This window comes from Hydrogenophaga bisanensis (assembly GCF_042665135.1).
GTDB lineage: Bacteria > Pseudomonadota > Gammaproteobacteria > Burkholderiales > Burkholderiaceae_C > Hydrogenophaga > Hydrogenophaga bisanensis.
In genome coordinates, this window is record NZ_JBHTBX010000010.1 from 84,407 (window position 1) to 104,659 (window position 20,253).

Annotated in this window: 12 protein-coding genes; 5 read left to right on the top strand and 7 right to left on the bottom strand. The window is 65.5% G+C overall.

Annotation, left to right across the window (positions count from 1 at the left end):
- Positions 1–2 precede the first annotated feature (2 nt).
- The 4 genes from dapE to dapC form a co-directional block, all read right to left on the bottom strand.
- Positions 3–1,169, bottom strand: a complete 1,167-nt coding sequence (dapE, locus tag ACFQNJ_RS14770) for a succinyl-diaminopimelate desuccinylase (protein WP_382258960.1) — start codon at positions 1,167–1,169, stop codon at positions 3–5.
- Positions 1,169–2,329, bottom strand: a complete 1,161-nt coding sequence (locus ACFQNJ_RS14775) for a PilT/PilU family type 4a pilus ATPase (protein WP_374639796.1) — start codon at positions 2,327–2,329, stop codon at positions 1,169–1,171. Before ACFQNJ_RS14775 ends, dapE begins: the two co-directional genes overlap by 1 nt.
- Positions 2,330–2,404: 75 nt before the next feature.
- Positions 2,405–3,229, bottom strand: coding sequence for a 2,3,4,5-tetrahydropyridine-2,6-dicarboxylate N-succinyltransferase (gene dapD, locus ACFQNJ_RS14780; RefSeq protein WP_374639795.1), 825 nt, complete (start codon positions 3,227–3,229; stop codon positions 2,405–2,407).
- A 53-nt stretch (positions 3,230–3,282) separates the two neighbouring features.
- The gene (dapC, locus tag ACFQNJ_RS14785) at positions 3,283–4,503 is read right to left on the bottom strand and encodes a succinyldiaminopimelate transaminase (protein WP_382258963.1); all 1,221 of its coding nucleotides are present in this window, start codon (positions 4,501–4,503) and stop codon (positions 3,283–3,285) included.
- A 147-nt stretch (positions 4,504–4,650) separates the two neighbouring features.
- Here dapC and smc point away from each other — a divergent pair, with 147 nt between their 5' ends.
- From smc to ligA, 3 genes are read left to right on the top strand one after another with little or no spacing between them, the layout of a single operon-like run.
- Positions 4,651–8,172 carry a chromosome segregation protein SMC gene (gene smc / locus ACFQNJ_RS14790; protein ID WP_382258965.1) on the top strand — a complete coding sequence of 1,174 codons (3,522 nt, stop codon included), beginning with the start codon at positions 4,651–4,653 and terminating at the stop codon, positions 8,170–8,172.
- Positions 8,173–8,196: 24 nt separating this feature from the next.
- Entirely contained in the window at positions 8,197–9,357 is a 1,161-nt protein-coding gene (locus ACFQNJ_RS14795; protein WP_382258967.1) for a cell division protein ZipA C-terminal FtsZ-binding domain-containing protein, read from the top strand.
- Positions 9,354–11,417 (top strand): NAD-dependent DNA ligase LigA, encoded by a 2,064-nt coding sequence (gene ligA, locus ACFQNJ_RS14800; protein WP_382258969.1) that lies wholly within the window; start codon positions 9,354–9,356, stop codon positions 11,415–11,417. Before ACFQNJ_RS14795 ends, ligA begins: the two co-directional genes overlap by 4 nt.
- 21 nt (positions 11,418–11,438) lie before the next feature.
- Here the strand turns inward: ligA and ACFQNJ_RS14805 are convergent, their stop codons facing one another.
- On the bottom strand, positions 11,439–11,819 hold the full coding sequence (locus tag ACFQNJ_RS14805) for a hypothetical protein (protein WP_382258971.1): 381 nt from the start codon (positions 11,817–11,819) through the stop codon (positions 11,439–11,441).
- A gap of 114 nt (positions 11,820–11,933) precedes the next feature.
- On the opposite strand from ACFQNJ_RS14805, the gene def reads away from it, so the two are divergent.
- Entirely contained in the window at positions 11,934–12,476 is a 543-nt protein-coding gene (gene def / locus ACFQNJ_RS14810) for a peptide deformylase (protein ID WP_382258973.1), read from the top strand.
- Between the two features lie 19 nt (positions 12,477–12,495).
- Here def and ACFQNJ_RS14815 read toward each other — a convergent pair whose 3' ends face one another.
- Together ACFQNJ_RS14815 and map are read right to left on the bottom strand one after the other, a co-directional pair.
- Positions 12,496–15,171: a [protein-PII] uridylyltransferase gene (locus tag ACFQNJ_RS14815; RefSeq protein WP_382258975.1), complete on the bottom strand. Its 2,676-nt coding sequence runs from the start codon at positions 15,169–15,171 to the stop codon at positions 12,496–12,498.
- 68 nt (positions 15,172–15,239) lie between these two features.
- Positions 15,240–16,067 carry a type I methionyl aminopeptidase gene (map, locus tag ACFQNJ_RS14820; protein ID WP_374639787.1) on the bottom strand — a complete coding sequence of 276 codons (828 nt, stop codon included), beginning with the start codon at positions 16,065–16,067 and terminating at the stop codon, positions 15,240–15,242.
- A 138-nt stretch (positions 16,068–16,205) separates the two neighbouring features.
- Here map and purL point away from each other — a divergent pair, with 138 nt between their 5' ends.
- Entirely contained in the window at positions 16,206–20,213 is a 4,008-nt protein-coding gene (gene purL, locus ACFQNJ_RS14825) for a phosphoribosylformylglycinamidine synthase (protein ID WP_382258977.1), read from the top strand.
- The last annotated feature ends 40 nt before the right edge of the window (positions 20,214–20,253 follow it).

Sequence of the window (20,253 nt, forward strand, 5' to 3'; positions counted from 1 at the left end):
CGTCAGGGTTGGACCGCGCGTGACAGGTTGTCCAGCACACGGTGGTAGATGTTCTTCAGGGGTTCGATGTCACTGACCACCACATGCTCGTCCACCTTGTGGATGGTCGCGTTGGGCAGTCCCAGCTCCACCACCTGCGGACAGATCCGGGCAATGAAGCGGCCGTCGCTCGTGCCACCGGTGGTGGACAGCTCGGTCTCGATCCCGGTCTCGGTGCGGATGGCGTCCCGCACCGCGTCCACCAGGGTACCCGGTGTGGTGAGGAAGGGCAGGCCACCCACGGTCCAGGTCAGGTCATGGTCTCGCCCGGCCTGGAGCCCGTGGCGGGCAAGAATGTCGGCCACCCGCTGCTGCAGGCCCTCTGGCGTGGATTCGGTGCAGAAACGGAAGTTGAAGTCCAGCACCACGGTGCCGGGAATCACGTTCGACGCCCCGGTTCCGCCATGGATGTTGTTGACTTGCCAGCTGGTCGGCGGGAAAAAGGCATTGCCGCCGTCCCAGACGGTCGAGGCCAGCTCTGCCAGGGCCGGCGCCACCATGTGGATCGGGTTGCGTGCCAGGTGCGGGTAGGCGATGTGGCCCTGCACGCCCTTGACGGTGAGCTTGCCGCTCATGGTGCCGCGGCGGCCGTTCTTGATCATGTCACCCGTGCGTTCGACCGACGTGGGTTCGCCGACGATGCACCAGTCCAGTCGCTCCCCCCGGCGCTGCAAGGCCTCGCAGACCACCACGGTGCCATCGACGGCAGGGCCTTCCTCGTCGCTGGTGAGCAGAAAAGCGATGTCGATACCGGGTTCGGGGTTGGCCTGCAAAAACTCCTCGCACGCCACCACCATGGCGGCCAGCGAGGTTTTCATGTCGCTTGCGCCCCGACCGAACAGGCGCCCGTCACGGTGGGTCGGTGTGAACGGATCGCTGCCCCACTGTTCCAGCGGCCCGGTGGGCACGACATCGGTGTGGCCCGCCCACACCAGTGTGGGGTGGCGGCCATGGCCGCGCCGGGCCCAGAGGTTGGATACCCGGAAGTTGTCGGGGCCGCTGTCGATGCGCTCGCACTGGAAGCCCAGGGGCGCCAGCCGCTGGGCCAGAAGATCGAGGCATCCGGCGTCCAGCGGGGTGACAGAGGGGCGCGCAATCAGCTGCTCGGCCAGAACAAGGGTGGCGGTCATCAGAACTTGACGTCGAGGGTGAATTCCGTGAAGGTGGCCTGGTCGCCCTGATCCTCCTCGGTGGCTTCGGCCACCTGGGCCGACTTGGCGCCCTGGAAGTCGTTCTGCAGCCGCCACATCAGGTTGTTGGGCGAGTCGGCATAGGCCAGACCTTCGTTGCGCGACACCAGTCCGTCGTTGATCAGGCGGGCAATGTCCTGTTCAAAGGTCTGGGAGCCTTCGGCCAGGGATTTCTCCATCGCCTCGCGAACGCCGGAAAAATCGGCCTTCTGGATCAGGTCCGACACCAGCGCGGTGTTGAGCATGATCTCCATGGCGGGCACGCGGCTGCCCGTGTGGGTGCGCAGCAGGCGCTGGGAGACGACTGCCCGCAGCGCGGCGGCCAGATCGCCCAGCATGGTGGGTCGGACTTCGACGGGGTAGAACGACAGAATCCGGTTGAGCGCCTGGTAGCTGTTGTTGGCGTGCAAGGTGGCGAGCACCAGGTGGCCCGACTGTGCGTAGGCGATGGCTGCCGACATGGTTTCCCGATCACGGATTTCGCCGATCAGGATGACATCGGGCGCCTGGCGCAGTGCGTTCTTCAGGCCCACCTGCAGCGACGCCGTGTCCGAGCCGATCTCGCGCTGGTTGATCACCGATTTGCGGTTGCGGAAGATGTACTCGATCGGGTCCTCGATCGTCAGGATGTGTCCGCTGGCGTTCTCGTTGCGGTGGTCGATCATGGCCGCCAGCGTGGTGGACTTGCCGGCACCGGTGGCCCCCACCATGAGGATCAGGCCACGCTTTTCCATCACCATCTCCCCCAGGATGGGGGCCACATTCAGAGAGTCCAGGTGCGGGACATCGGAGGGGATGAACCGGATGACCACCGCATAGCTGCCCCGCTGGCGCAAGGCGCTGACACGGAAGTTGCCCACGCCCTCGAGCGGGATGCCCATGTTGAGCTCGCCGGTCTCCATGAGCTCTTCGATGCGGGTGGCCGGGGCGATCTCGGCGAGCAGGTTCTTGGGTGCCTCAGGGGGCAGCACCTGGCTGTTGATGGGAATGGTCTGCCCGTTGATCTTGATCATCGCCGGCGCGTGCGCCGAGAGGTAGACGTCCGAGGCCTTCTTGTCGGCCATCAGGCGCAGGATGCGCTCCATCGTTCCGCTGCTCATGCCGTGTTCCCTTGCTGCTTGTTGTGAATGATTCTGCCCACCGGCCATCTGGTCACCGGACGGCCGGTGCCCTCATCAGGGACGCAACAGATCGTTGAGGCTGGTCTTGGCGCGTGTCTGGGCATCAACGCGCTTGACGATCACCGCCGCGTACAGGCTGTACTTGCCGCCATCCTTGGGCAGGCTGCCGCTGATCACCACCGACCCAGCCGGCACGCGACCGTAACTCACCTCGCCAGTGGCCCGGTCATAGATCGGGGTGCTCTGGCCGATGTACACACCCATGGAGATGACCGAGTTCTCCTCGACGATCACGCCTTCCACGATCTCGGAGCGGGCGCCGATGAAGCAGTTGTCCTCGATGATGGTCGGATTGGCCTGCAGGGGCTCGAGCACACCGCCCAGGCCCACGCCGCCCGACAGGTGAACATTCTTGCCGACCTGTGCACACGAACCAACGGTGGCCCAGGTATCGACCATGGTGCCTTCGTCCACGTAGGCACCGATATTCACGTAGCTGGGCATCAGGATGGCGCCCTTGGCGATATAGCTGCCACGGCGGGCCACGGCCGGGGGCACCACGCGAACGCCAGTGGCTTTCATCTCCGCCTCGGACAGGTGGGCAAACTTGGTCGGAACCTTGTCGTAGAAGGCCAGATCCCCGGAGCGAATGATCTCGTTGTCCTTCAGGCGGAACGACAGCAGCACGGCCTTCTTGACCCATTGGTGCACCGTCCACTGGCCGACGCCTTCACGGGTCGCCACGCGCAGCTTGCCCACGTTGAGTTCAGCGATCACATGCTCGACCGCATCCATGACTTCCTTGGGCGCCGTCGAAGGGGAGAGCTCGGCACGGTTGTCCCAGGCGTTGTCGATCAGGGTTTGCAGTTGTTGGGTCATGTTGTCTCTGAGATGAAGAAAAAATACAAACGAAGGTAAAGGAGAGGGCAGGGTCAGGCGTGCTGACGGACGAACTCGGCGATCCGGCGGGCGGCCTCGAGGCATTCCGCGGGCTCGGCCACCAGGGCCATGCGCACGCGCCCGTTGCCGGGGTTGACGCCGTTGACGGTTCGCGAGAGGTAGCTGCCGGGCAATACGGTCACATTGTATTGAGCCAGCAGTTCCCGGGCGAACGCCTCGTCGGCGCTCAGGCCGGGCACCCGGTTGGCGAACGACGCCGGCACACCGGCCCAGAGATAGAACGCGGCATCGGGCAGCGCCACGTCCAGCACCTCGGCCAGCAAAGGGGTGACCTGGGCAAATTTCTCGCGGTACTGGCGTCGGTTGTCGATCACATGCGCCTCGTCATTCCAGGCCGCGACGCTGGCCGCCTGGACGGCCGGGCTCATCGCGCTGCCATGGTAGGTGCGGTACAACAGAAAGGACTTGATCAGGGCGGCGTCACCCGCCACGAATCCGCTGCGCAGTCCGGGCACGTTGCTGCGCTTGGACAGGCTGGTGAACATCATCAGGTTGCGGAAATCCCGGCCCAGCCGGGTGGCCGCTTCCAGTCCGCCCAGCGGAGGCTCTTCGCGGAAGTAGATCTCGCTGTAGCACTCGTCAGAGGCGATCACGAAGCCGTGGCGGTCACTCAGGTCGAACAGCATTTTCCATTCGTCCAGTGGCATGACGGCTCCGGTCGGGTTGCCCGGCGAACACACAAAGATCATCTGCGTGCGCGCCCAGACATCCTCGGGCACGCTTTGCCAGTCGACGGCGAAGTTGCGCCCGGGCACGCTGGGCACGTAGTACGGTTGTGCGCCCCCCAGCAGCGCGGCCCCCTCATAGATCTGATAGAACGGATTGGGAAAGGCGAGAACCGGCGACGGTTTGGAGCTGTCGAGCACGGTCTGCGCGAAGGCAAACAGGGCCTCACGGGAGCCATTGACGGGCAGGATCTGGCATGCGGGATCGACCGTCACCCCGTAGCGCCGCTGGAGCCAGTCGGCACAGGCTTGCCGCAGTGCCGGCTCACCAGCGGTCGCCGGGTAGCCGGTCAGGCCGGTGTCCAGGGCAGCCGCGAGCGCGTCCTTGAGCATCTGGGGGGTGGCATGCCTGGGCTCACCGATACCCAGACTGATGGGACGCAGGTCGGGGTTGCCCTGGACGCCGGCAAAGAGTTGGCGCAGCCGCTCGAACGGGTAGGGCTGCAGGAGGGACAGCTTGGGATTCATGGGCGAGATTATCCCCAGCCGGCGACCGCTGTCGCGCCACTGCGGTCGTGACCGCGCCACAAGGTATCATCCAGCATCGGTTTTCTGCCCCCGGGGAAGGGGTTTTTTCTTAAAAATCAAGCAGTTGCAAGCTGCACAACGTCACCCGTGCGCCTCACATCGATCAAGCTCTCAGGCTTCAAGTCCTTCGCCGAGCCCACGGCATTCATGCTGCCCGGCCAACTGGTGGGGGTGGTGGGGCCCAATGGTTGCGGCAAATCCAACATCATGGACGCCGTGCGCTGGGTGCTGGGCGAGTCCAAGGCGTCGGAACTGCGTGGCGAGTCCATGCAGGACGTGATCTTCAACGGCACCAACACCCGCAAGCCGGCCAGCCGCTCCAGCGTCGAACTGGTCTTTGACAACAGCGACCACCGCGCCGGCGGCCAGTGGGGCCAGTTCACCGAGATCGCCGTCAAGCGCGTGCTCACGCGCGACGGCACCAGCAGCTATTACATCAACAACCAGCCGGTGCGCCGGCGTGACGTGCAGGACGTGTTTCTTGGCACCGGACTGGGTCCGCGCGCCTACGCCATCATCGGCCAGGGCACGATCAGCCGCATCATTGAATCCAAGCCGGAAGAGCTGCGCCTGTTCCTGGAAGAAGCTGCGGGCGTGTCCAAATACAAGGAACGCCGGCGCGAGACCGCCAACCGCCTGTCCGACACCCGTGAGAACCTGACGCGGGTCGAAGACATCCTGCGCGAACTCAACGCCAACCTGGAAAAGCTGGAGAAACAGGCCGAGGTCGCCGCGCGCTACCACGAGCTCAATGCCAGCGCCACGCTCAAACAGCACCAGCTGTGGTTCCTGCGGCGGGCCGAGGCTGAAGCCGATCAGGCCCGCATCAAGACCGACGCCGCCCAGGCGGTGAATGACCTGGAGTCGCGGACCGCCGACCTGCGCCGCGTGGAGGCCGAGCTCGAGACAATCCGCCAGGCCCACTACGCAGCGGGTGATCAGGTCAACCAGGCACAGGGCAAGCTGTACGAAGCCAGCGCCGAGGTCGGCAAGCTCGAAGCCGAAATCCGGTTCGTGGTGGAAGGCCGCCAGCGGGTGGAGCAACGTCTGGTGCAGCTGCGCGAACAGCTGGGCTCCTGGGCCACGCGCCGGGAAGATGCGGCTGCCGAGCTGGAGCAACTGGCGGGCGCCATGGTTGAGGCCGAAGAGAAGGCAGCGATTCTGGAGGCCCAGGGCGAGGAACAGTCGGGCGTGCTGCCCTCGCTGGAGGATGCCTTGCGGCAAGCCCAGCAGCGATCGAACGAGCAGCGGGCTGGTGTCACCCAGATCCAGCAACAGATCCAGGTGCTGGCGGCCGAGCAGCGCAGCATCGAGGAACAGGCGCGCCAGATCACGCAGCGCAGGGAGCGCCTGATGGCGGACCGCAATGCCCTGGCGGCCCCCGACGAGGCCCGCGTGCAGGATGCACAGGCCCAGCATGCGCAGGCCGATGAGGCCGCCCAGGTGGCCGAGGCGGTGCTGCACGAGCTCCAGGACAGCGTCCCCCAACTGGACGAACAGCGGCGCCAGGCGCAGCAGGCCGTGAACCAGGAAGCGGCACGACAGGCGGACCTGTCGGCGCGTCTGGAAGCGCTCAAGGCCTTGCAGGAGAAAGTCCGGACCGATGGCAAGCTCAAGCCGTGGCTGGCCAAGCACGGGCTGGATGGACTGCAGGGCCTATGGAGCCGCATTCACATCGAGACAGGTTGGGAGACGGCGCTGGAGGCTGCCCTGCGCGAACGCCTGTCGGCCCTGGAGGTGTCCCGGCTGGAAATGATCAAGGCCTTCGGCAGCGATGCGCCGGCCGCCAGGCTGGCCTTCTACAGTCCGCCCCCGGCGGCTGCGGCAGCGACTGCCCATCCGATATTCAAGGCCCTGTCCGACTGGCTCCGCGTCACGGATGCGAGCCATAAGGCACTGCTGGACGAATGGCTGCAAGGTTGTCTGACCGCGGCCACACTGGATGAGGCCCTGGGCCGGCGCCATGAGCTGCAGCCCGGGCAGGTCATCTTCGTACCGGCCGGCCATGCGGTGACCGCCCACAGCGTCAGTTTTTACGCGCCCGACTCGGAACAGGCCGGTCTGCTGGCCCGCGCCCAGGAAATCGAGAACCTGGACAAGCAGCTCAAGGCGCAGGTCCTGATCACGGAGCAGGCGCGCACGGCCCTGGTGCGGGCTGAAGCGGGTTATGCCGATGCGTCACAGCGTCTGGTGGCCGCACGACGCGACGCCGCCGAAGCACGCAACCGTGCGCATGAGCGGCAGGTGGAAGCCTTGCGGCTGGCGCAGCAGGCCGAACAGACACGGGCACGCAGCGAACAGCTCGCGGCTGATATGGCCGAGGTGGATGAGCAGCTGGAAAGCCTCCAGGAAAGACGGGTGACTGCCGAGGCACGTTTCGAAGAACTGGACATGCAATTGGCGGACAGCCAGGAACGCCATGCCCAGTTCGATGACAAGGTCATCGAGGCCGAGCGTGCACTCAACCAGGCCCGTGAGCAGCAACGTTCCCTGGAGCGCACAGCTCAGGAGGCAGCCTTCGCGATGCGGACCCTGGCGGCCCGCCAGGGTGAATTGCAGCGTGCGCTGGAGACAGCCGCCGCGCAGGAACGCACGCTCACCGAGGAACAGGTGAGGGCCGCCGACGAGCTGTCGCGCCTGACCGACGCGGCCGCCCAGGCAGGGCTGCAAGCGGCACTGGCGGCCAAGCTGGAGCGTGAACAGGCTCTGGCGGCCCTGCGCAGCCAGTACGATGACCTCACGCTCAAGCTGCGTGCGTCGGATGAGCGCCGCCTTCAGCTCGAACGTGAACTGGAACCTCTGCGGCAACGCATCACCGACTTCCAGCTCAAGGAACAGGCCGCCCGCCTGGGTGTCGAGCAGTACTCCCAGCAACTGGCGGAGGCACAGGCCGATCTGGCGGCGGTGGGTCAGAGCATCGCTGAAGGCAATGTGCGCCTGGCGGGCCTGCAGGGCGAGATCGACCGGCTGCACCGCGAGATCCAGTCGCTGGGGGCGGTGAACCTCGCGGCGCTGGACGAGTTGACGGCAGCCCGCGAGCGCAAGACATTCCTGGACGCCCAGTCCGCCGACCTGAACGACGCCATCAACACGCTGGAAGACGCCATCCGCAAGATCGACAACGAGACGCGCGATCTGCTGGGCAATACCTTCGAAACCGTCAACGGTCACTTCGGACGCATGTTCCCCGAGCTGTTCGGGGGCGGCAATGCCCGTCTGGTGATGACCGGTGAGGAAATCCTGGATGCGGGCGTGCAGGTCATGGCCCAGCCTCCCGGCAAGAAGAACCAGACCATCCATCTGTTGTCCGGTGGTGAGAAGGCACTGACGGCCATTGCCCTGGTCTTTGCGATCTTCCAGCTCAACCCGGCACCTTTCTGTCTGCTGGACGAGGTGGATGCCCCCCTGGACGACGCCAACACCGAGCGGTACGCCAAGCTGGTGCGGGCGATGAGCAGCAAGGGCACCCAGTTCCTGTTCATCAGCCACAACAAGATTGCCATGGAGATGGCCGAACAGCTGATCGGTGTCACCATGCAGGAGCAAGGTGTCTCGCGTATCGTGGCGGTCGACATGGAGTCGGCGGCCGGCATGCTGGAAGCCTCCTGAGTCCCACACACCATTGCCCGCATCATGAGCACTTTGCAGATCAGCCTGGCGATCATCGGTGGCCTCGTATTGGCCGGTGTGGTGGCGTACAACGCATGGGTCACACGCCAGAGCACGCCACGCACCGCCAGAGAGACAGAAGACCATGCCGAGCGCAGCAGCAACGAGCCGGCGATGTCCCACGGGCCGCTGGATCCCCAGGAGCACAGCGAAGCTGACCGCATTGAACCGGTGCTTGACGGCGAGTCGCTGGCATCCGAAGAGACCCCGGCCGGGGCCTTGCACGGATCGGGAACCGGTGAGGCGGTGCGGCCTCCGGTTCCCCTGGTGACGCTCAACCACGTGATTCCCTCGCCCGAAAAGCGTCCGGGGCTGGACGCCCTGATCGATGTGATCGCTCCGCTCTCGCTGGACTCGGTGGTGTCTGGCGAAGCGGTGCTGGCGGCGCTGCCGTCGACCCGGCGCGTGGGCAGCAAGCCCTTCGCCATCGAAGGCCTGAACGAGAACACCGGGGAATGGGAGTCGGCTCGCCCCGGTCAGCGCTACTCGGCCCTGCAGGCCGGCGTTCAGCTGGCCAACCGGTCCGGTCACCTCAATGAAATCGAGTTTTCGGAGTTCGTGGTCAAGACACAGGCCTTTGCCGACGCGGTGGGTGCGGCCCCGGACTTTCCCGACATGCTGGCCGAGGTGGCCCGTGCCAGGGAGCTGGATACCTTCGCCAGCGGACACGACGCCCAGCTGGGCTTCATGCTGCGTGCGCGCCGGGCCGCGTGGAGCCCGGGCTATGTCACCCAGCACGCGAGCCGGCTGGGGTTTGTGCCCGGCGTGCTGCCCGGGCGGCTGGTGCTGGCGGGCAGCCAGCCCGGACAGGCTCCCATTCTCAGCCTCTCCTACGACGCTCAGGCCGCCATGGCCGAGGACCCGGAGCAAAGCGCCTTGCGCGAAATCGCCCTGTCGCTGGAGGTCACCCATGTGCCCCGCAACGAGCAACCCTTCGTGCGCCTGCGTCAGGCCGCCACCGCGCTGGCCGACGCCATGGACGGGGTGGTGACCGACGATGCCGGCCAACCGCTGTCTGCCGAGGTCATGGACAGCATTGGTGCCGACCTCGAGAGCCTTTACGAGGCGCTGGAAGCGCGCGATCTGGCGGCGGGGTCAGCCCAGGCGCGCCGCCTGTTCTCATGAGCACCCCCGATCTGTTTGATGAGGCCGGTTTGTCCGACCCTGTGATTCCCTCTGACCGGGCCGCGGAGCTCCGGGCCATCCTGCATCACCATGCCCACCGGTACTACGTCCTGGACGAGCCTGAAATTCCCGATGCAGAGTATGACCGCCTGTTCCGGGAACTGCAGGCCATCGAGGAGGCACACCCTGAGCTGCTGACCCCGGATTCCCCCACCCAGCGGGTGGGCGGGAAGATCCTGGACGGCCTGGTGCCGGTCCGGCATGCCGTGCCCATGCTGTCCATCCAGACCGAGACGGACACCACCTCGGTGGGTGCCCAGGCGTTCGACAACCGCGTCCGGCGCGAGCTCGGGCTGTCCGACGATGCGCCGCCGATCGAGTACGCGGCGGAACTGAAGTTCGATGGTCTGGCCATCAACCTGCGCTACGAGCAGGGGGTTCTGGTGCTGGCGGCCACGCGTGGCGACGGTGAAACTGGTGAGGATGTGACCCAGAACATTCGAACCATCGGGCAGATACCCCTTCGTTTGATCGGGTCGTCCCCCGAGGTGCTGGAAGTCCGGGGTGAGGTCTACATGCGCCGCGATGACTTCGAACGGCTCAATGAGCGCCAGCGCGTCAAGGGCGAAAAGACATTCATCAACCCACGCAACACCGCCGCCGGCGCGGTTCGGCAGCTCGATTCGTCCATTACCGCGCAGCGCCCGCTGTCCTTTTTCGCCTACGGCCTCGGAGAGGTCCGTGGCTGGGATACGCCTGCCACCCACAGTGGTGTGCTGGACGCGCTCTCCGCCATGGGACTGCCGGTGTGCCCCGACCGGTGTGTGGCGGCAGGATCTGCCGGACTGGTGGCCTTTCATCAGCAGATCGAGGGCCGGCGCGATCAACTGCCCTTCGACATTGATGGCGTGGTCTACAAGGTCAATTCGCTGGCGCTGCAGCGCGAGCTCGGGTTCAAGACCCGGGAGCCCCGGTGGGCAGTGGCCCACAAGTACCCCGCCCAAGAGCAACTGACGCAGGTGCTGGGCATCGACGTGCAGGTCGGTCGCACGGGCAAACTCACGCCGGTGGCCAAGCTGGCTCCGGTGTTTGTCGGCGGTGTGACCGTGACCAACGCCACCCTGCACAACGAGGATGAAACGCGCCGAAAGGACGTGCGGGTGGGGGATACGGTCATCGTCCGGCGTGCCGGCGATGTCATCCCCGAGGTGGTCGCCGTGCTGCCCGACAGGCGTCCCGAGGGGGCGCAGGTGTTTTCGATGCCCGGTACCTGCCCGGTCTGTGGCAGCGCCGCCGTGCGCGAAGAGGGTGAGGTCGACTTCCGCTGCACCGGTGGCCTGTACTGCGGTGCCCAGCGCAAGCAGGCGATCCTCCACTTTGCCCAGCGGCGGGCGGTGGACATCGAGGGTCTGGGAGACAAGCTGGTGGAGCAGCTGGTGGATGCAGGCGTGGTCAAGACCCTGCCGGATCTCTACCGGCTGGGCGTCATGGCCCTGGCCAACCTGGACCGGATGGCCGAGAAATCGGCCCGCAACGTGCTGGAGGCACTGGAGAAGTCCAAGCAGACCACCTTGCCACGCTTCCTGTTTGGTCTGGGCATCCGGCATGTGGGTGAAGCAACCGCCAAGGACCTGGCCCGCCATTTCGGCAACCTGGATGCCATCATGAATGCCAGCGTCGATCAGCTGCTGGCCGTCAACGATGTGGGGCCAACCGTGGCCCAGAGCATCCGCACCTTCTTCGACCAGCCCCACAACCGCGAGGTGGTCGAGCAGTTGCGCGCCTGTGGGGTCCACTGGGAAGAGGGCGCTCCGCTGGATGCCGCCTCACTGCATCTGGCCGGCAAAACCTTCGTGTTGACCGGCACCTTTCCGACGCTGCGGCGCGAAGAAGCCAAGGCCTTGCTGGAAGCCTCGGGCGCCAAGGTGGCGGGATCGGTCAGCAAGAAAACCGATTATGTGGTCGCGGGCGAGGAAGCCGGCAGCAAGCTGGACAAGGCCCGCGAACTGGGGGTCGCGGTCATCGACGAGGCGGGCATGCTGGCCTTGCTCAGGCCGTAAGGGCCCGTCTCGCCCTTCCACTCATTTGAACTTGTAGTGGTCGCGGTTGAGCACCGCTGCCACTGCAGTGACGTCCTCGGGGAACAGTCCGAGGTTCATGGTCGTGTTGCACATCTCGACCATCCCCCGCAACAGGCCGGCCGTGTTGATCTTGCCAGCCGGTTTATACATGGCACTGCCATCTCCCCCGACCTTGCTGATATGGCACTGCGTGCACTTGTGTTCGGCGATCAGCTTTTCACCCAGCGCGATATCGGCGCCCTTGAAAATGTCGGCACCCTGGGCGCGCGCGACCCCGGCGGTCCAGACCAGACCGCCCGCCACCAGCAGGCACGCCAGCCACCGCAGGCGACGGCTGCCCAGGGATTCATGACGGGGAGCTGTTGTTGTGGATGGCTTCATGGGGGTCTCCGGTGAAACGGGTGTTTCTCTGCAAGAATTGACTCTACCGGGCTCCCGGGTGAATGCCATCGGGGGTATTCCCGGTACCGATCCTCCTTTCATTATTCAATGCCCATGACTGTCCACGCCATCCTCAAAATGGGTGACCCGCGCCTGCTCAGGGTTGCCCAAGCGGTCACCGCCTTCGACAGCACCGAGCTTCATCAGCTGATCGCGGACATGGACGAGACGATGCTGGCGGCCAACGGGGCTGGCCTGGCCGCACCCCAGATCGGGGTGGACCTCCAGGTGGTGATCTTTGGCACCGGTCGCCCCAATCCCCGGTACCCGGATGCTCCCATCGTGCCCCGCACGGTGCTGATCAACCCGGTCATCACCCCGCTCGATGCCGAGGAAGAAGAGGGCTGGGAAGGCTGCCTGTCGGTGCCAGGCCTGCGCGGAGTGGTGCCTCGCTGGCGCCGCATTCGCTACCAGGGATTCGATCCGTTCGGTCGCCCCATCGAGCGGGAGGCAGAGGGGTTCCACGCGCGGGTGGTTCAGCACGAATGCGATCACCTGATGGGTGTGCTCTATCCCATGCGGGTGCGGGATTTCACCCGTTTTGGCTTTACTGAGGTCCTGTTTCCTGGTCTGGATGCGTCCGCTGACGACGACTGAAGCTGGGCCTAACCAGCCATCAGGCCGCCAGCACCTCCAGCAGCCGGGTTTCGATTTGGATCTGTCGCTTGTTGACCTGAAGTTGCGGACCGCTGATGAGGAAGGTGTCTTCCACCCGTTCCCCCAGGGTCGAAATCTTGGCCAGTTGCACGCTGATGTCGTGCTCGGCCAGTACCCGGGCAATGCCGTACAGCAGACCGGCGCGATCGCCCGCCGATACGTTCAGCAGCCAGTGCTGCGCCTTTTCGTCGGGCCGAAGGTCGACCCTTGGTGCGATCGGAAAGCTCTTGACGCGGCGTGACAGTCGGCCTTTGGTCGGCTGTGGCAGCGGGTTGCTGACGTCAATGGCCTGTGCCAGGTTCTTCTCGACCATGGCCACCAGTTCGCGGTAGTGCTCGGAAAGTGAAGGCGAGACCACCTGAAAGGAGTCCAGGGCGTGACCGTCACGGGTGGTGTGGATGCGCGCCTCCAGAATGGAGAAACCGGCGTTGTCGAAGTAGCCGCAGATGCGGGCGAACAGGTCCGACTGATCCCGCGTGTAGACCAGCACCTGCAGCCCCTCTCCCTCGGGGGAGAGTCGCGCACGAACCACGGTCGGTGAGGTATCGGCGCTGGTACCGTCCTGGGACCGCAGGGCCAGTGGGCGCGAGATCATGCGTGTGTGCCAGGCGATGTCATCGGCCTGGTGCCGCATGAAATAGCTCACATCCAGGGTGTCCCACAAGGCCTTGTGTGCCATGTGCGGCAGGGCGTGCAGCGCCAGCAGTGACAGTGCCTCGCGCTTTCGGGACTCGACGACGGCATCCGGATCGGGTGCCCTCCCACCCAGCGCGCGCAGGGTGTAGCGATACAGGTCTTCCAGCAGCTTGCCTTTCCAGGCATTCCACACCTTCGGACTGGTGCCCCGGATGTCGGCCACGGTGAGCAGGTACAGGGCGGTCAGGTAACGTTCATTGCCCACCCGGCGGGCGAAACCGGCGATCACCTCCGGGTCGCTCAGGTCCTCCTTCTGGGCCATCCGGCTCATGGTCAGGTGCTCGGACACCAGGAACTCGATCAGCCGGGCATCTTCCCGGGCGATACCGTGCTGGCGACAGAAGGTGCGCACGTCGCGGGCACCGAGTTCGGAGTGATCACCACCCCGACCTTTGGCGATGTCGTGGAAAAGGGCAGCCACGTACAGAATCCATGGCTTGTCCCAGCCGGAGGCCAGTTGAGAGCAGAACGGATACTCGTGGGAATGCTCGGCGATGAAAAAGCGGCGGACGTTGCGCAGCACCATCAGGATGTGCTGGTCGACCGTGTAAACATGGAACAGGTCGTGCTGCATCTGCCCCACGATGTTCCGGAAAACCCAGAGGTAGCGGCCGAGCACCGAGGTCTGATTCATCAGCCGCATGGCGTGCGTGATGCCTTCAGGCTGCTGAAGAATGCTCAGAAACGTGGCCCGGTTGACCGGGTCGTTGCGGAACCGGGCGTTCATGATCGGTCGGGCGTTGTACAACGCCCGCAAGGTGCGCGCCGAAAATCCCTTGATGCCCACCGTGGTCTGGTAAAGCAGGAAGGTCTCCAGGATGGCGTGCGGCTGTTGCACGTACAGATCATCAGACGCCACTTCCAGCATGCTGGATTTGTCGAAGAAGCGCTCGTTGATCGGCCGCATGGGACGGACGCCTGCTTCGTCGCTGGCCAGACGTTCCTCGATGTTCAGCAACAGGATCTGGTTGAGCTGGGCCACCGCCTTGGCGGCCCAGTAGTAGCGCTTCATCAGCTGTTCGCTGGCACGCTTGGTGCCGCGGGCATTCGGTGCGTTGCGGGTGCCCTCCGAGGCCAGCAGTGGCGGCACGACCGCCTTGTAGCCGAAAGACTCGGCCACCGCCGTCTGCAGATCGAACACCAGCCGGTCTTCCCGGCGACCCGAGATCAGGTGCAGGCGAGAGCGGATGAGGCTGAGCAGCGCCTCGTTTGCCTTGATCTGCCGGGCTTCCAGCGGCGTAGCCAACCCCTTGCGGGCCAGTTCGTCCCAGGTGCGCCCCAGACCTGCCGCCTTGGCCACCCACAGGATGATCTGCAGATCCCGCAGGCCCCCCGGCGACTCCTTGCAGTTGGGCTCGAGCGCGTAGGGTGTGTTCTCGAATTTCTGGTGACGCTGGCGCATCTCCAGGGTCTTGGCCACAAAGAAAGCCTTCGGGTCCATCGCCTCGCCCAGGCGTGACACCAAAGCACGGAATGCCGTGCGGCTGCCGGTCAGCAACCGGCATTCCAGCAGGGACGTCTGGATCGTGACATCCCGAGATGACTCGGCCACGCATTCGTCCATGGTGCGCACCGATGAGCCGATCTCCAGACCGGCATCCCAGCAACTGCCGATGAATGACTCGATACGGGTCTTCAGCGAATCGTCCCGCTCAACCTGGGTGCCGTCTGGCAACAGCACCAGCACGTCCACGTCCGAATGCGGGAACAGTTCGCCCCGACCGAAGCCACCGACGGCAATCAGGCTGAAGCCCACCTCGAAACCCGCTTTTTCCCACAGGCGCACCAGCAGCCGGTCGGTGCTGAGGGCCAGCTGGCGCAGCACCTGACGCACACCTCGGGGCGCCACGCCTTGCTGCAGCAAGGTGGCGCTCAGGCGGGCCTTCTCGTCTCGGTATTCCTGCCGCCACAGGGCAATTTCGTCCGGAAGCTGCGACATTGACGTGTTCTCTCAGGGAAAAAGCCCCGCCCGGCAACGGCGCCAGGGGAGGGTGGCGGCGATTGCACTCAGGCGGCGCCGATCGCGCTGGCTGGCACGAACGCCGGCAAGCCGGGATAGCCGTCCGACATCGTGAGCACTTCAAAGCCCGATTCCGTCACGAGCACCGTGTGCTCCCACTGGGCCGAGAGAGACCGGTCGCGGGTCACGATGGTCCAGCCGTCGCCCTGTTCCTTGATCTCGCGCCTTCCGGCATTGATCATGGGTTCGATGGTGAAGGTCATGCCGGGCTTGAGCACCTCCATGGTGCCAGGCTTGCCGTAGTGCAGCACCTGAGGTTCCTCATGGAACTTCTGGCCGATGCCATGCCCGCAGAACTCCCTTACCACCGAATAGCCGTGGCCCTCTGCGTAGGTCTGGATGGCATGCCCGATATCGCCCAGCCGCACGCCCGGCTTGACCATCAGGATGCCTTTCCACATGGACTCGTAAGTGACCTGGCACAGACGCTTGGCCTGAATACTGGCCGCCGCCTCGCCGCCGACCAGGAACATGCGGCTCGTGTCGCCGTACCACCCGTCCTTGATCACGGTCACATCAATGTTGACGATGTCGCCTTTCTTGAGCGGCTTCTCATTGGGGATGCCATGGCACACCACGTGGTTGACCGACGTGCAGAGGTGGCCAGGGTAGGGAGGGTAGCCCGGTGGCTGGTACCCGACGGTGGCCGACACGGTTCCCTGCTTTTTCATGTACTCGGCCGCCAGACGGTCGATCTCCAGTGTCGTGATGCCCGGCTGGATGAACGGCGTGAGGTAGTCCAGCACCTCGGAGGCCAGCCGGCCGGCCAGGCGCATGGCGGCAATGCCCGCTTCGTCTTTGTAGGTGATGCTCATGGCTGCGATTATCCCATCGCGACCCCACTTCGGTATGGGCACGGTTCCCGGCCCCTGTCGCTGCAAAGGTAAAATCAGAGGCTCCTCACCCCATCCCCGGGCGTCAAATCCCGCCCATCAGCCACAAGGCCACCCGCCGTGACCCTGCACCTGCGCTTTTTCGATGGCGGCAACGCTGTCAGCGACTTCAAAGTCCAGCAACTCCTGCCCCGCCTGCAAGCGGTTTCCGACAAGATCACGGGCCTCTCGGCCCGTTTCGTGCATCTGGCGTCCTTCGATGCCGCGCCGGATGCGGCCACGGTGGAGCGCCTCGGCCAGCTGCTGACGTACGGTGAACCGGCAACCGAGGCCTTCCAGGCTGCCGAAAAGGCTGGCGCTCCGGCCCTCTATGTGCTGCCTCGCCTGGGCACGGTCTCGCCCTGGGCCTCCAAAGCCACCGACATCGCGCACAACTGCGGCCTGGGCCTGCACCGCGTCGAGCGTCTGGTGGAGTTCCGCATCGGTCTCAAGAGCGGCCTGCTGGGCAAGGCCAGCCTGTCCGATGAGCAACTGCGCGCCGTGGCAGACCTGCTGCACGACCGCATGACCGAGTCGGTGACCACCGAGCGCAGCCAGGCCGAGGCCCTGTTCACCGAACTGCATCCGGCGCCCATGGAGCACGTGGACGTGCTGGGCGGTGGTCGTGCTGCGCTGGAAAAGGCCAACACCGATTGGGGTCTGGCCCTGGCCGACGACGAGATCGACTACCTGGTCAACGCGTTCAAGGGCCTGAACCGCAACCCGACCGACGTCGAGCTGATGATGTTTGCGCAGGCCAACAGCGAACACTGCCGCCACAAGATCTTCAACGCGCAGTTCACCATCGACGGCGTGGCGCAGGACAAGAGCCTGTTCGGCATGATCCGCCACACGCACCAGACGTCGCCGCAGCACACGATCGTGGCGTACTCGGACAACGCATCGATCATGGAAGGCCACCAGCTCGAGCGCTTCGTTGCCAAGGCCGGTGGCAACGCATCGCCCGCCTACCAGGCCGAGGCCGCGACCCACCACATCCTGATGAAGGTGGAAACGCACAACCACCCGACCGCGATTTCCCCGTTCCCCGGCGCCTCCACCGGCGCGGGCGGCGAGATCCGCGACGAGGGCGCGACCGGCCGCGGCTCCAAGCCCAAGGCCGGCCTGACCGGTTTCACCGTCTCCAAGCTCTGGGGCGGCATGAGCGACCAGCCAGGCGGCAAGCCCGAGCACATCGCCAGCCCGCTGCAGATCATGACAGAGGGCCCGCTGGGCGGCGCCGCGTTCAACAACGAGTTCGGCCGTCCGAATCTGCTGGGCTATTTCCGGGAATACGAACAGGACGTGGGCGGTGTGACCCGCGGCTACCACAAGCCCATCATGATCGCGGGCGGTCTGGGGCAGATCGACGCCGGGCAGACAAAGAAGATCGAGTTTCCGGCCGGTACGCTGCTCATCCAGCTCGGCGGCCCGGGCATGAAGATCGGCATGGGTGGCGGCGCCGCCAGCTCCATGGCGACGGGCACCAACGCCGCCTCGCTGGACTTCGACAGCGTGCAGCGCGGCAACCCGGAGATCGAGCGCCGGGCGCAGGAGGTCATCAACCACTGCTGGGCGCAGGGTGAGAAGAACCCGGTGCTGTTCATCCACGACGTGGGTGCGGGCGGCCTGTCCAACGCCTTCCCTGAGTTGGTGAACGACGCTGGCCGTGGTGCCCGCTTTGACCTGCGCGCCGTGCCGCTGGAAGAGAGCGGTCTGGCGCCGAAGGAAATCTGGTGCAACGAAAGCCAGGAGCGGTACGTGCTGGCCATTGCACCCGAATCGCTGGAACAGTTCAAGGCCTTCTGCGAGCGTGAGCGCTGCCCGTTCGCGGTGGTCGGGGTGGCCACCGAAGAGCGGCAACTGCAACTGGTGGACGAGGGCAAGGAAAGCCCTGTGGACATGCCGATGGACGTGCTGCTGGGCAAGCCGCCCAAGATGCACCGGGACGTCAAGACCGTGCAGCGCCAGTTCCAGCCGATGGACCTGACCGGCGTCTCGCTGGAAAAGGCTGTCATCGACGTGCTGAGCCACCCGACCGTGGCCTCCAAGCGCTTCCTGGTCACCATCGGCGACCGTACCGTGGGCGGCCTGACCCACCGCGACCAGATGGTTGGCCCCTGGCAGGTGCCGGTGGCCGACTGCGCCGTGACCCTCGCCGACTACGCTGGTTTCGCCGGTGAAGCCATGTCCATGGGAGAGCGTACGCCGCTGGCAGCGATCAACGCCGCGGCGTCGGGCCGCATGGCAGTCGCTGAAGCCATCACCAACCTGCTGGCCGCACCCATCGAACTGCCCCGCGTCAAGCTGTCCGCCAACTGGATGGCTGCCTGTGGTGAGCCCGGTGAAGACGCCGACCTGTACGCCACCGTCAAGGCCATCGGCATGGAACTGTGCCCGGCGCTGAACGTATCGGTGCCGGTGGGCAAGGACAGTCTGTCCATGCGCACCCAATGGCAGGCCGATGGCGAGAAGAAAAAGGTCACTTCCCCCGTCAGTCTGATCGTGAGCGCCTTTGCGACGCTCGCTGATGTGCGCGGCACACTCACGCCGCAGCTCAACCGCGACCTCGACGACACCACCCTGATCCTGGTGGACCTGGGCAAGGGCCGCCACCGCCTGGGCGGCAGCGTGCTCGGCCTGACACTGGGCCAGCCGGGTGACGAGGTGCCCGATCTGGACAGCCCGCAGGACCTGATCAACCTGGTCAACGCGGTGAACGCCTTGCGCGCCAAGGGCCAGATCCTAGCCTACCACGACCGTTCAGACGGTGGCCTGCTGGCCGCCGCCGCCGAGATGGCCTTTGCTGGTCATGTGGGCGTGGCTCTGAACGTGGACATGCTGGTCACCGAAGGCGACGGCATCAGCGACAGCCGCATGGACACCGGCGACGCCAAGAACTGGGCATCGCAGGTCAGCGCCCGCCGCGAGGAACTCACCCTCAAGGCCCTGTTCAGCGAAGAGCTGGGCGTGCTGCTGCAGGTGCGCACCGAGGACCGCAATGCGGTGATGCAGACCCTGCGCGAGCACGGCCTGTCCAAGCACAGCCACTTCGTCGGCAAGACCCGTCCCGCGTCCTCGTCCATCGACGTGGGCAAAGGCCAACTGCAGGTCTGGCGCGACACCAAGGCCATCTTCAGTGCCAGCCTGTACGACCTGCATCAGGTCTGGGACAGCGTGAGCTGGAAGATCAACCAGCAGCGCGACAACCCGGCCTGTGCCGACAGCGAACACGCGGCCGCCGGGCTGCCCGAGGACCCGGGCATGCACGTCAGCCTGTCCTTCGATCCGCTGGACAACGTGGCGGCGCCCTTCCTGAACCTGAGCCGTCCGAAGGTCGCGATCCTGCGGGAGCAGGGCGTGAACTCGCACGTGGAAATGGCCTATGCCTTCACCCAGGCCGGTTTCGAGGCCTACGACGTGCACATGACCGACCTGCAGTCGGGCCGCGCGAAGTTGGCCGACTTCAAGGGTGTGGTCGCCTGCGGTGGCTTCAGCTACGGCGACACGCTGGGCGCCGGTATTGGCTGGGCCCGCAGCATCACCTTCAACCCAGTGCTGTCCGAGCAGTTCCAGGGTTTCTTCGGCCGCGCCGATACCTTCGGCCTGGGCGTGTGCAACGGCTGCCAGATGTTCGCCGAGCTGGCCGACATCATCCCCGGCGCCGAGGCCTGGCCGCGCTTCACCACCAACCAGAGCGAGCGCTTCGAGGCCCGCCTGTCCATGGTCGAGGTGCTGGACTCGCCCAGCCTGTTCCTGCAGGGCATGGCCGGCAGCCGCCTGCCGATTGCCGTGGCGCACGGCGAAGGTTTTGCCAACTTCAAGCACCGCGGCGATCCGGCCAAGGCGATTGCCGCCATGCGCTTCGTGGACAACAGCGGCGCGGCCACCGAGCAGTACCCGTTCAACCCGAACGGCAGCCCGGGTGGCCTGACGTCCGTCACCACGGCCGACGGCCGTTTCACGGCCATGATGCCGCACCCCGAGCGCGTGTTCCGCAACATCCAGATGAGCTGGACCAGTGGCAACCCGTCCGACCTGAGCCCGTGGATGCGCATCTGGCGCAACGCGCGCAAGTGGGTGGGCTGAGCGCCAGTGGCGCCGAGAAGCAACAACAACCAAGCACAGG